General features: G+C 51.5%; 14 protein-coding genes and 1 pseudogene. 9 read left to right on the forward strand and 6 right to left on the reverse strand.

Features of this window, described 5'->3' with window-relative positions; genetic code table 11:
* Nucleotides 1-234 precede the first annotated feature (234 nt).
* On the forward strand, nt 235-666 hold the full coding sequence (locus tag JW937_02375; protein ID MBN1586257.1) for a hypothetical protein: 432 nt from the start codon (nt 235-237) through the stop codon (nt 664-666).
* A gap of 34 nt (nt 667-700) precedes the next feature.
* Nucleotides 701-931 (forward strand): DUF350 domain-containing protein, encoded by a 231-nt coding sequence (locus JW937_02380; protein ID MBN1586258.1) that lies wholly within the window; start codon nt 701-703, stop codon nt 929-931.
* A gap of 209 nt (nt 932-1140) precedes the next feature.
* On the opposite strand, the pseudogene JW937_02385 reads toward JW937_02380, so the two are convergent.
* Nucleotides 1141-2186, reverse strand: a pseudogene (locus JW937_02385) (IS3 family transposase).
* A gap of 110 nt (nt 2187-2296) precedes the next feature.
* On the opposite strand from JW937_02385, the gene JW937_02390 reads away from it, so the two are divergent.
* From JW937_02390 to arsC, 5 genes are all read left to right on the forward strand, one after another.
* Nucleotides 2297-2551 (forward strand): hypothetical protein, encoded by a 255-nt coding sequence (locus tag JW937_02390; GenBank protein ID MBN1586259.1) that lies wholly within the window; start codon nt 2297-2299, stop codon nt 2549-2551.
* Entirely contained in the window at nt 2552-2923 is a 372-nt protein-coding gene (locus tag JW937_02395; GenBank protein MBN1586260.1) for a transglutaminase domain-containing protein, read from the forward strand.
* A 166-nt stretch (nt 2924-3089) separates the two neighbouring features.
* Nucleotides 3090-3368, forward strand: a complete 279-nt coding sequence (locus JW937_02400) for a BrnT family toxin (GenBank protein MBN1586261.1) — start codon at nt 3090-3092, stop codon at nt 3366-3368.
* Nucleotides 3352-3633: a hypothetical protein gene (locus tag JW937_02405; GenBank protein ID MBN1586262.1), complete on the forward strand. Its 282-nt coding sequence runs from the start codon at nt 3352-3354 to the stop codon at nt 3631-3633. The genes JW937_02400 and JW937_02405 overlap by 17 nt, the downstream gene beginning before the upstream one ends.
* Nucleotides 3634-3679: 46 nt before the next feature.
* Nucleotides 3680-4021 (forward strand): arsenate reductase (glutaredoxin), encoded by a 342-nt coding sequence (gene arsC, locus JW937_02410; GenBank protein MBN1586263.1) that lies wholly within the window; start codon nt 3680-3682, stop codon nt 4019-4021.
* 384 nt (nt 4022-4405) lie between these two features.
* Here arsC and JW937_02415 read toward each other — a convergent pair whose 3' ends face one another.
* The 5 genes from JW937_02415 to JW937_02435 form a co-directional block, all read right to left on the reverse strand.
* On the reverse strand, nt 4406-5194 hold the full coding sequence (locus JW937_02415; GenBank protein ID MBN1586264.1) for a response regulator: 789 nt from the start codon (nt 5192-5194) through the stop codon (nt 4406-4408).
* Nucleotide 5195: 1 nt separating this feature from the next.
* Nucleotides 5196-5582, reverse strand: a complete 387-nt coding sequence (locus JW937_02420; GenBank protein ID MBN1586265.1) for a response regulator — start codon at nt 5580-5582, stop codon at nt 5196-5198.
* Nucleotides 5572-7776 (reverse strand): GAF domain-containing protein, encoded by a 2205-nt coding sequence (locus JW937_02425; GenBank protein MBN1586266.1) that lies wholly within the window; start codon nt 7774-7776, stop codon nt 5572-5574. Before JW937_02425 ends, JW937_02420 begins: the two co-directional genes overlap by 11 nt.
* 54 nt (nt 7777-7830) lie before the next feature.
* Nucleotides 7831-8751 carry a hypothetical protein gene (locus JW937_02430; GenBank protein MBN1586267.1) on the reverse strand — a complete coding sequence of 307 codons (921 nt, stop codon included), beginning with the start codon at nt 8749-8751 and terminating at the stop codon, nt 7831-7833.
* 490 nt (nt 8752-9241) lie between these two features.
* Entirely contained in the window at nt 9242-10813 is a 1572-nt protein-coding gene (locus JW937_02435; protein ID MBN1586268.1) for a hypothetical protein, read from the reverse strand.
* 251 nt (nt 10814-11064) lie between these two features.
* Between JW937_02435 and JW937_02440 the strand changes: the two genes are divergently transcribed.
* Together JW937_02440 and JW937_02445 are read left to right on the forward strand one after the other, a co-directional pair.
* Nucleotides 11065-11355 (forward strand): BrnT family toxin, encoded by a 291-nt coding sequence (locus JW937_02440; protein ID MBN1586269.1) that lies wholly within the window; start codon nt 11065-11067, stop codon nt 11353-11355.
* Nucleotides 11342-11611, forward strand: coding sequence for an antitoxin (locus JW937_02445; protein MBN1586270.1), 270 nt, complete (start codon nt 11342-11344; stop codon nt 11609-11611). Before JW937_02440 ends, JW937_02445 begins: the two co-directional genes overlap by 14 nt.
* Nucleotides 11612-11734 lie beyond the last annotated feature (123 nt).

Raw genomic sequence — 11734 nt, forward strand, 5'->3', positions numbered from 1 at the left:
CTAGGCTATCTATCGCCGTACTGTTTTGAACAACGAACCTTGTCTCTGAACTAAGGTGTCCGTTTTATAGGGGATGCCTCACAATACCAATTAAAGGCGCAAGCCTGATGTTTACGTTGCGAAAAATGGGTATTGTGTCCCTGGAATTGAGGGTTTCTCATTCGGACAATGAGTTTGGTCTTGTAGCAACGAATCACGGATTAGGGACTAACATATCATCAGGAGGAATGTTTGATGAAAAGAATCCTGTTGGCTAGCTTGGTTTTGGCTGCCTTTGCATCGCCCGCTCAGGCCGCAGTGCTTGACTCGGAACTAGAAATCAAACCGTTGACCGAGGAGATAATGCAGACCGTGAGCAAGGGAAAGCTAAGAGAAGCGTTCGAGATGATGAAGCCTTTCATGATAATTCCTGAACCCGAAATCGAATCAACTGTCCTTTCCTCCATTTCAACTAGGGATCAGTTTGGCTCCAGGTATGGAGCTACGATTGGGTATGAACTTATTAGTGAAAGAAAACTCGGTGATTCGTTGGTGTTGCTTACATACATCGAGAAGACCGAAAAGCATGTTTTGCCCTGGTACTTCTATTTCTACAACAGTCCAGAGGGTTGGGTTCTTAATAGTTTTTCGTGGAATGACGATTTGTCTTTGCTCTTCCTCTATTGAGGCAACTGAGTGCTCATAAGAAAAGGAGCCATCCATGGAACTAGAGTTTCTCTTTGCTTCACTATTTAACCTGGGCATGAATTTGCTCTATACGCTGATTGCTCTTTTGGTAGGAATATGGGGCCTTCGTTTGATCGATCGATCAATCCTTACGTCCCTGGATATTCAAGAAGAGCTCAAGAAGGGCAATGTTGCAGTTGCTATTTTTTCCTCCACCGTACTTTTGTTTGTGGCAATAATGGTATCTTTCGGGCTCAGGGGCTAGCGTGTCTTACGAGGAGGAATACAGAGCCTTTGTTGCTAGATTCCAGCTCTACGGGCTCTTCCTTTTGGCCTTTCTCTTGATGTCTCCCGCTCTGTTCCATCCAGCCTTTTACACCGATCCCCTAAAGAAGAAAGTCTCAACCTACTTGGGTACAAGCCAACCCCAACTTAGCCAGAGAGAGGAGCAAGCAGTGTACTGCACCCCGTTTGTCAAGCCGGCACTAACTGAGTATTGTGGCTGACGTGTTGAGCCTCAAATCTCTCGGGAGACTGATACCCGAGAGATGAGTGCAGGTAATCACGGTTGTAATGTTTGATCCAGTTGTCGAGAGCAAGGGCTAATTCAAAAGGACTACGCCACTCGCGAAGCCAAAGGCATTCTTCTTTGAGAGTGCGCATCATGCGTTCGGTATCGGCATTGCCTCTGGGGTTGTTGTAGCTGGTAAAGGCCTGGTGGACACTGGTGCAATGACAAGCTTTCATGAAGGCCAGAGACGTAGGCTGAGACCCGTTGTCGGACATCAGGTGAAGGTTATGCTCACGGGCGCCATTTGGGAACTGACGGTTGAGGGCCATGTCGAGAGCCTCCAGCCAGTCCTGGGACGTAGAACGTAGGCCGACTTGATAACCGACGATTTTTTTGGTGTACCAGTCGAGCACGAGAACGACATAGATCCAGCCGAAGCTATCGACACAGACCTTGGTCATGTCGATACCCCACCATTGGTTAGGGGCAGAGGCGCGGGGTTTGGATTTGGTGTAAGTACGCTTGGCCCGGAGTTTTCTGCGGGTGATAGCCAACAGGTCGTGTTGATTCATGAGGCGATAGACACGTTTCTGGTTGACTTCGATGCCGTCGACATAACGCAAGTGAGCCCAGACACGGCGGTAGCCCCAGAAGGGGTGGTCAAGTTTGATTTCTCGGATACGCTTCAAGATGGGCGCGTTACGTTTGTCAACCTTGGGATAAGGTTTCCGGGTCATCCGAACACCTCGTCGCTTTTTTTTAATTCAAGGGTGAGTTCGCCGACGAGAGCACGGAGCTTGTGGATTTCGCGCTCCATGCGGGCTTCTTTGCGGGAGGTAGAGGAGACCTCAAAGGTCTTGGAGGCATTGTTGAGGAACTGATCCCGCCACTGGTAGTACTGGGCCTGGGAGATTTGGTGCTCGTTGCAGATTTCGGACACGGGAGTGCCTTTGAGACCCTGGATGACGATCAAAGCCTTCTTTTCAGGGGACCACTGGCGTTTCTTCACGGCTGACCTCCTTTTCTTGGCCAGCCACATTGTACTTAGTTTCTACAGGCTAGGTCCAAATGGGGAGCAGTATAGCAGGGTACGTAGAGTTCTTCAAGAAGGAAGGCCGGATGACAGAAGACTATGTTCGAAGCCAAGTGGAACGCAACATGGCTGGATTTGAGAACTGGAGCACCTGGGACTTCGAAGGAATCCTTGATGCCACAGCCTCTGCGCCCGGATTGGATCGACTTCATCATTTTGTGAACAGTTTCTTAGTAGGTTACCAGCCGTTTGCCGCGGATTCTCTGCTCGAAATTCTTCATACAGTGGCCATATGTAAAACCTATAAGCGCGATGATCTCCAGTATGGAAGATCCAGATAGATCTGGCAGAACTCCAGGCAAGCGTTCTTACACGCGAAAGGGGACTGTGAAGATCACGCTATCCTCTTGGCAGACTGGCTGATCGAGGCTGGCTACGATGCCCGTGTGGCGCTAGGGTATTGTGACGAAGGATTTCATGCATGGGTGGTACTTCTATATGAGGGCAAGGAGTTTGTCTTGGAAGCGACCACAAGGATGAGACCAAGTAAGTGGGAATATTACCCTCAGGTCTTCAGATTGTCGGAATACAGACCTTGTTACCAATTCAACCGGGAATTCTTTTGGGTGAATAACAGCAGTGAGACGAACCGCTACTATACCGGGGGCAGCTGGGAATTGGTGTCCAAGTTTGTGAGTGAGAGAAGGGGGTAGGATTATGACTGGGGGACACACCAGAGAATAGGTGTCAGGTCTCTCATTCGGAACTTTTTATAACGTCCTTTCGAGAGACCTGTCACTTGTCCTTGTCGACATTTCCACAGATAAATATACATATAAGAGTATTGCTAATTATATGGCTATATGGTAAGCTTTCTTTATGAAAAAGACTCGGTTTCAGTGGGACCCAAGGAAGGACCTTCAAAACCAAAAGAAGCACGGGGTTTCCTTTGCCGAGGCCCAGTATGCCTTTGCAGATCCTAATCGAGTCATAGCTGAGGACCTGGAGCATAGTAGACGAGAGAAGCGCTATTACTGTTTCGGTGAGGTTGACGGTGGCATTCTCACGGTCCGGTTCACGTACCGTGGTGGGGTCATCAGAATATTTGGAGCCGGCTATTGGCGGAAAGGAAAGGCAATCTATGATCAAGAAAACTAACTATTCGGACGAGCCGTTGGGAGACATCAAGATAGTCCGCGACTTCCTGCCTTCTCCTGATGAACTTGCATTCAGAGATGAGGGTGTCAAAGTGACCATCGCCCTCAGCAAGAAAAGCGTTGAGTTCTTTCGAGCTGAGGCTGAGAAACATGACACGCAGTATCAGCGAATGATTCGGAGACTGTTGGATGCTTACGTAGATGCCTATTCTGAACCGCTAACAAAGCGACCAACTGCACGCGGTAAACGCCGCCGAGCCGCTTAGCTCAAGCTGTTATGCAGATCAGACTATTTTGACAAAAGGAAAAGCTATGACCGAGGTGGAAATATTACACAATCCCCGTTGTTCGAAAAGTCGTCAGGTGCTTGAGCTTCTTGCTCAAAGGGGATTAGAGCCGAAAATTACCGAGTATCTCAGGGAGCCGCCGTCCGCAGCGGCAATCGAAGGAATTGCTGCCAAACTAGGGCTAAAACCGTCTCAGTTTCTGCGCAAAGGCGAATATGCCAAACTCGGTATTACACAGGCAGAAACGGAAGCGGGTATTGTCCGGCAGATGGAAGAGCATCCTATATTGATTGAACGCCCCATTGTCATTAGGGGAAACAGAGCTAAGCTTGGCCGTCCGCCGGAAGCTGTCCTTGAGATTTTGTAATACAAAACCCCCCAATACCGCGGGAAGAATAAGCGGGGTGTTGCGCTGGGCTGCCCGAATTCTCAGCGGTATTCTCCTTCTTCTCTTCACTGTGTTCACAGTCGCGGAGGGTCTCCCCGGACCCTCGTCGCTTTCGGCTGCTGAAATCTTAATGTTCCTTGCTGTGATCACCATGCTTGCGGGACTAGTGTTGGCTTTTTGGCGCGAATCCTTCGGGTGTATTTGTATTTTTGGCGGGTATGTTTGCTTTAGCCTGATTGACAAGCAGTTCCATATTACCGACCCGTTTGCGGCTTTTCCCATAGTGGGGTTATTGTATGTGGGTGCTTGGTTGGGATCCTCGAAATAGATCCCCGGTCTTCCGATCCGGCAGTTAATCCAAATCTATCCCGCTACCAATCCATGCGCCAACGCGGTTTTCTGGACTAACTCGTTTAGCTTTCGGAGCTCTTCCGGAGAAACGGGTTTGCCCTTGGCCTCTTCCGTGGAACAGAGATAGCACAGGTAATCTTTAGGCTGATGCTTGGCGCATCCGAGCAGCCGTTTGGTTACATCAGCCGGATCTGAGACCATTACCAAATCCAAGAGTGCGAGTTCGGGATGGAGGGTTTCCAGGAGAATGACCGCCTGTTCCACGTTTGTTGCGCGTTCGATCGTATAGGCGCCGCCGCATTTGCGCGGGTTGCGGAAGTATTCCAGCAGGGTATGCGCGATTTCATCCGAGGGCTCGAACAGCAAAAGACGTGCCAGGGGCTGGCCGGTCTCTGCGTTGGCCAAGGTCCGGCCCATAATGACCTGTTTGAGGTCTTCCTCGTTCTTTTCTTTGAGTAAGATTTTGACGGCATCGATGAGTTCGCCCAGTGCCAGGGGTTTTGTGAAAAATCCGTCACATCCGAGCGCGCACACCGCGGTCTTGCGCTCCGGGTAACCGGTGACCACCACGACTTTGGTTTGGGGTGCTGTGCTCTTGATGTGGCGCAGGACTTCCTCGCCGGGGATTCCGGGCATATGCAGGTCCAATAAAACCAATTCAAACTCGTTTGCGCCGAGCTTTTCAATGGCCTCGTTGCCCGACGCGGCCTGCTCCACCATAAAACCCTGGTCCAGAAAGAACTCCGAGAGAGTTGCGGTCACTTCCTTTTCGTCGTCCACCACCAGTAGCTTGAATACCACTTCAATCTCCTTGCGTATGCGTAACCCGCCCGACCGCCTCATCGAGCTTGGCCTTGAGCTCTTTGGGGTCTACAGGCTTCACTAAGTAGTCATGGGCTCCCAGGGAACGCGCCTGCACGTCCAACTCCGGGTCCTCAAATCCTGTAATAACATAAATGATTGCCTTGGAGCCTAAGCGCCGCGCGCCCTCCAAAACCTGCATGCCGCTTCCGTCAGCCAAATGTAAATCCAACAAGATCACCGCCGGTTGTTGGGTTTCGATGAGGCGCAGGGATTCGGCCACACTCCCGGCAAGAAATACCTCAAAACCGTACAAGAGGGTGATCAGCTCGCCCAGGGTGTACGCCAGCATGTGTTCGTCTTCAACGAGGAGCAGTTTATGCGCCATGCGTGTGGCTCTCTTCGCCTGGTTTTAAGGCAGGCAGGCGGATGCTGAAGCGCGTGTACCGGCCGCGTTCGGACTCCACCAGAATCTTCCCGCCGTGGGCTTCGATAATGCGCTTGATAAAGTATAACCCCAAACCGTGTCCGCCCGGGGTTTGTCCCTTTTGCCCGGTGGCTTTGGTGGTCCAGTAGGGGGTGAAGATCTTGCGGATGTCCTGCTTGTCGATCCCGGTGCCGTTGTCTTCGATTTGCACCAATATCCACCCGTCTTCGGATTCGGCGCGCACGCAGATGCGGGGCTGGAAGTTGGCGTCGGGCGCGGGCATGACGCCGCGCGCAATCAGCTGCTCCTTATCCCGGATGGCGTCAATGGCATTGTCAATGACGTTCAGAAAGGAGTCGTGAACCTGCGCCCGGTTGCAGCTGATCTTCGGCAGGCCTTGCGGGATTTCCAGCACAATCGAGGGCAGGTCGCGCCCCAGGGTGACTTTTTCTTTGGAATGCTTGATTTTGACGAACTCGATGGATTGCTCAATGAGCGGCGTGAGTTCCGCGGGTTCGAACTTGTAGGGATCGGCCTTGGCCAGGCTCATGATACCGCGGGAAATCTGGCCGCCGGTCTCGGCCTCGTGCGCGATTTTGAGGAGGCTTTCTTTCATTTTGCCGAGCCACTTGATGAGTTCCTCTTTGGAGAGCGCGTTGGGGTCGCCCTCGCCCATGATGAGGACAGGGGAGGAGGCCAGGACCGAGATAACATAGAGCCGGTTGTTGAATTGATGCGAAACGCCCTGCGCGATGTCCGCGGCGGTTTGTTCCACGGCCTCCTTGATGAGGCGTTGTTCTTCGGCTTCGTGAAGTTGGGTGTTTTCAACCGCCAAAGCGGCCTGATTGGCCAACAAGACCAAGTTGCTTAAGTCCGCTTGGGTCCAAATGCGGCCGGAGCGCTTGTCGCCCAGCGCCAAGAACCCGAGCAGCCGGTTCTGGCGAAAGGCCGGCACCACGAGCGAAGCTTGGATTTGATCCATGCTCTGTGCGAGCGGCTCGAAACGGCCTTTTTTGATTTGCTGGGAAAGGCGCAATTCTTCGCGCACGAGAGGCAGCTTTTTGCGTGTCATGTGGGAGGCCAAAGGAAAATCTCCGGGCAGAGACTGGGGCAAAGGGGAGTGGCGCCGGGGAGGAAGCCAAGCAGAAGCCCGTTTGTACTCGCCCGCTTCACCCGCGACTAAATAGATGGCCGCATGCTTGACTTGGAGGATCTTTACAAGGTTATGCACGATTTGCCGGAGTAGACTCTTGAGCTTGGTAAAACGCAACATGTTTTGGGAAATCGTCTCCAGCGCCTGGTGTGCGCGCCGCTCCTCCGCCAGCAGCCGGTCTTCTGCCTTGTGTTGGAGGTAAATATTGGCATGGTGTGCGCCGGTGGCAAGGATGGCGCAGAGAATATAGACTGCGACCCACCATAGTGCACCAAACAGCCTTTCTAGAACTGAATGGTAATAGAGAGCACCGATCAAAGGAATGCCAAGGAGCACAAAGTAGACAAGCGCAAAGACCAGCGTCCTCGCCGCAACGACAGTCACATCCAAAAGCCGGTGTCTCATGATTGCGTAAGCAAGGATGCTAAAGGCGGTTAAAATGAAGAATACGCCAATAGGATAGATCGGGAATCCATAATTAATGGAGTACTCAACTACGGCAAGAAGGTAGAAAGCGTAAGTCCCGTATACAAAACGGTTCTTATTTCTCACAGTCGCGGAGACGGAGTTGTCAAAGGCCGCATTTCTCGCAAGTATCAAGCTCCTCAAGAATACAACAGATGCGAAAAACAGATAGGCCGGGTGCCACGCTCCTGCGCGGGCATACATTCCCCAATCGAATTCCAGGTATCCTCCTACAAAAGCATCACTCGTCCACAGGATCACCAACCAGATAATGCAAATCAAGTAGGAGAGTTTGACCCAGAAGCGTTCGGATCTAAGGCAGAGATAGTTGGCGATGAAGTGGTAGAGAGTCGCGGGCAGAAATAAGACAAAAGTGTAGGCGACCTTAACTGTGAGGAGTCGCTCGACCTCGCTTGTGGGGAAATAACCTCTCAACCAGCCGATCTGCCACATGAAGGTTTCAAAGCAGAGAAGCGCTAAAGCTCGGCTGATGGGAGAACGCCACCCACGAAAGAAGATGAGGGTTGCGAGAACCAAGGAGAAGATACTGCTACAAATCGGGAGTATGGCGTAGGGTGACATACCCTTTCACTAGTATCGCAGAATTGCACCGGCCATTGTGAACCCAGCCCCGTAGGTCACCATGAAGACCAAGTCGCCCGGTGAAATCCTGTCAGTACGGATTGCCTCATCCAACAGCACAGGCATTTCCGCAGCAATGGTGTTGGCAAAGCGGTTGAAGTGAGTCAGCATCTTCTTGCGCGGTACTGGAAATACCTTCAAGGAGTGCTCAAACAACGGCTTGCTGGGGTAGTGTAATAGGAACAAGTCAATGTCTTCTTTCTTCACTCCTGCCCTTTCCATCAGATTGTCACAAAAAGGCGGGAGGATATCGCTCAAAGCATCAAAGAATACTCTCTGCTCCGGGTTCATATACCCATAGCCTCTAAATTCTTCAGGGACTTCATCCGGTGTCTGCGACCATTTGTGTGGCGCAAAGATGTGATGAAAGTTCCTGCCATCTGTCCACTGGCCTGTCGCAAGAAACATGTCTAAGTGTCGCTGTTCGAGCAAGAGTCCTCCACAGGCGTCGCCGAAAATGGCCCTGTGTTTGACATCCCGGAAAGGCCCTCTTGAGCCAAAAAAGCAGCTTGCCAGAACGAGTATTTTGTCTTCGCCGGTTGCAATACACTTGAGTCCAAGGTCCAGGGCAGTGAGCCAGCCAGAACAGGACATAGACATATCGAACGCAGGGCAAATAGCGCCAATATTGGCTTGAACCTTAACGGCTGTGGCTGGGGCAATATTGTCCGGGGGGTCGCACACACAGATGATCCGGCCAATGTCCTTCGGGCTATAGCCGGATTCATCCAGGATTTTTTTGGCTACGTGCGTTAGCATTGACGCATTGGATTCATCCGGTCCTGTTGCATGACGCTGGTTGGTGCCGAGGGTCCGGTGTAAGACAATAGGAGCCGGATCGCCCGGATGGATGGCAATGTCTTCATTCATTACCACGGTCTCAGGAATGTAGGCAGCAGTGTAAATTGGCCTCGGTTGCAATGCCGGTTTCCAAGAGGACGAGGCTGGGCTTTTCTCAGAATCCAGAATTTCGAAGCCTGCCGCAATTTTCCCGCCTCGCCGTTCTTCTGCCCAAGCTTTGCGCACCGTAAGGGCGGTGGAAGATTCCTTCTCTTGATCATTGATCGATAGGCTGAACGTTTCAGACTCAGGGAGGGAGGAAGACAGGAGCACTCCCACACCCCTCATGGACACGTCACATATCCGGACATTCTGGCTTGAATTGCGTTTGGAATCGGCACTTGAGGGAGTGAGGGTGCCTTGTAAGTCCATTTGGGTGCGAGCAGCTTTTCTCTTTCCGCTGAAAACCGTATCTTGCTTACCTCTGAAAATCGCCCCCGGAAGAGTGAATGACCTCATATTTGACTCCTACCATTATTTGCGTAAACTGTTATCCGAAATTAAGTTGAATACAGCTATTTTATTGATCTTGACTCCCTGAGTCAAGATTGACGGGCAAAACCACCCCAACCACCGTGCCCTTGCCCAACTCACTCCGGATCTCAACCCGGCCGCCGTGCTCCTCGATGATTCTGTGCACAATACCCAGTCCAAGACCGGATCCGTGCTCCTTGGTTGTGAAGAAGGGGTCCCAGATCCGTTGAAGGTCCTGTGGGGCAATCCCGCTGCCTGTATCCAGGAAATCAATCCGTACCTGAGGGCCGGTGGGAGTTACGCGGACGCAAAGCGTGCCTTCCCCATGCATGGCTTGCATCGCGTTCAGGCATAAGTTGACAAATACCTGCTTGAGCTGCTGCTCGTCAGCCTCCACCATGCACGGGGACTGAGGGAAATCCGTCTGAACTTTGACGCGGCACTTCAGGAAATCGCCTGCCAAGAGTTCCAGTGTGTCACTGAGTAACGGAGCCGGGTCCAGCGCTGCCAGCCGGGGGGGCTCGGGACGGCCGAATTGCAGTAGTTGGCTGACTGTTTGGGAAATCCGGGAGAGCTCGGTGTTGACTATGTTGTGGAATCGCTCCCGGAAATCCGGGTCCGCGCCCTTCTCAGGCAGAAAATCCGTAAAGGTTTGGATGACGGTGAGTGGATTCTTGATTTCGTGCGCCATGCCGGCGGCTAGGGTGCCAACCGCACGCAAGCGCTCAGAGCGCACAACTTCAGCATGCAGCCGATCGTTCTCTTCAGCAAGTTCTTCCGCAGACTTTCCCCAAATAATCCGGCTGGAAATATTTTGGGCACGTTTCTCGACCGGATGGAACAGGAGTGCAACAGAGCAGACACCAATGAGTGTCGCCAGAGAACTGCTATAGCCCAATAGAGTCCTCAGCGTCAGTTCAGCAAGGAAGACGATCGCAAAGTAGACGAGGGTGATTCCGAGAATCAAGAATGAATAGGTGGTGCCCTTTGCAAGAGCGATGCGGATATCAAACAACTCCCACTTAAAGATAGCGTAAGCGACAAGCGCCACATTGAAGGCGAGTGCAATATTGCCCACAGGCGGGACAGGAATGCCGTACCAGAGCGGAACATTGAAGAGTGCTCCTATCATCCCGATTACGGAGCCAACAGTCAGATAAAGAAGCTGCATCTTCCTTCTGCCATCCGAATGCCCCATTTCGTCAATCATGTGAAGGAGTGCGGAGATGAATACCCACATTCCAAAAACGATGTAGGCAGAATAGGCGTGTCCTGCCCTGGGCCACCATTGAAATGCCATTTCCTGGGTCCAACTACTCACGAACCAAGCGGTGAAAAAATTGGCCCACAAAAAGAACAGGGATATGGCGTATGCAAATAAGGTTTTCCACTTAAATTGAGCGGCTGCTCCGGTGAAGGTGACCGTAAAGTGGTAGAAGATTGCTGGGGCGATAGTGACGCCTGCCATGAGGGTGTGCAATAGCACTTTCGCATTAGCTTCGGTGCTTGAAAGGAGCCAGAGCGTGTAGAAGCCCATCCACCAGGCTAAGCTGAGAGTAAATAGGGAGTAGGTGATGTGTATGGGTTTGAGCGGGCGCCTGGTAAGAGTGAAAATCATGAGTGCCAGATAGAGCAAGCACGACAAGGCAGCGACAGCGATGCAAAACGAGCTCATGAAGCCTGGATGAAGGATCATTTGGCCTGCTTGGTTGTATTAGACATGACCCTATTTTACCTTGTGTGCTGGGCAATTTGCTTTTGGACTTTTCAGCTCTTCCTGGAGCCGCTACGCACTCAAAATCACGTTCCTGTATAATGGGCGCAGGAAAGGTGTTGACAAAAGGCACACAACGTGCTATGTTTGGCATTATGAAGTTATTTGATTGGGATCTTGAAAAGAATCAACAGTTAATACGTGAGCGCGGCATAAGCTTCGAGGAAATTGTTTTTCACATCACGCAAGGGGGACTACTCGACATCATTGAACACCCCAACAAGAAGAAATATCCATCACAAAGGATTTTCGTCGTCAATGTCGAGAACTACGTTGTATTGGTTCCCTTTGTAGAGTCGGGCAAAGGAGTATTTCTCAAAACAATCATTCCGAGTAGGAAGATGACCAGGCAATACCTGGGAGGTGAAGACTATGAAACTCAATAAGAAGGAATCAGAGGTGCTAGAGTCCGTAGAGCGAGGGGAGTGGAAGAGTATTGCCGGATTTAAGGGCGCAAAAAGTCGTTATGAGGACTATGCGCAGGCAACCATCCGGAAGGACAAGCGGGTCAACATACGTATGGCGGAAAGAGATCTGGTTTACTTGCAGAAGCGTGCGCTCGAAGAGGGGCTGCCTTACCAAACGCTGATTTCAAGTATTCTGCACAAGTACATCAATGGCCGTCTCGTTGATCGGGACTAGAATTGCCCATCCTCCGCACACAGCATTATATCGGGGGACACAATGAGCTGACCCCAGTTTAACGGACACCTCAAAGATGGGACAATAACCATCTGGAGGTGGTGAATGAGAGCGCGAAATAAA

The sequence above is a fragment of the Candidatus Omnitrophota bacterium genome, from assembly GCA_016929445.1.
Classification (GTDB): domain Bacteria; phylum Omnitrophota; class Gorgyraeia; order JAFGIU01; family JAFGIU01; genus JAFGIU01.

What these genes read in the sequence shown, in the direction of transcription:
- JW937_02440 (MBN1586269.1), top strand. Translation starts at nt 11,065, where the DNA reads ATGAAGTTATTTGATTGGGATCTTGAAAAGAATCAACAGTTAATACGT.
- JW937_02375 (MBN1586257.1), top strand. Translation starts at nt 235, where the DNA reads ATGAAAAGAATCCTGTTGGCTAGCTTGGTTTTGGCTGCCTTTGCATCG.
- JW937_02445 (MBN1586270.1), top strand. Translation starts at nt 11,342, where the DNA reads ATGAAACTCAATAAGAAGGAATCAGAGGTGCTAGAGTCCGTAGAGCGA.
- arsC (MBN1586263.1), top strand. Translation starts at nt 3,680, where the DNA reads ATGACCGAGGTGGAAATATTACACAATCCCCGTTGTTCGAAAAGTCGT.
- JW937_02400 (MBN1586261.1), top strand. Translation starts at nt 3,090, where the DNA reads ATGAAAAAGACTCGGTTTCAGTGGGACCCAAGGAAGGACCTTCAAAAC.
- JW937_02380 (MBN1586258.1), top strand. Translation starts at nt 701, where the DNA reads ATGGAACTAGAGTTTCTCTTTGCTTCACTATTTAACCTGGGCATGAAT.
- JW937_02420 (MBN1586265.1), bottom strand. Translation starts at nt 5,582, where the DNA reads ATGGCGCATAAACTGCTCCTCGTTGAAGACGAACACATGCTGGCGTAC.
- JW937_02405 (MBN1586262.1), top strand. Translation starts at nt 3,352, where the DNA reads ATGATCAAGAAAACTAACTATTCGGACGAGCCGTTGGGAGACATCAAG.
- JW937_02390 (MBN1586259.1), top strand. Translation starts at nt 2,297, where the DNA reads ATGACAGAAGACTATGTTCGAAGCCAAGTGGAACGCAACATGGCTGGA.
- JW937_02435 (MBN1586268.1), bottom strand. Translation starts at nt 10,813, where the DNA reads ATGATTTTCACTCTTACCAGGCGCCCGCTCAAACCCATACACATCACC.
- JW937_02430 (MBN1586267.1), bottom strand. Translation starts at nt 8,751, where the DNA reads ATGAATGAAGACATTGCCATCCATCCGGGCGATCCGGCTCCTATTGTC.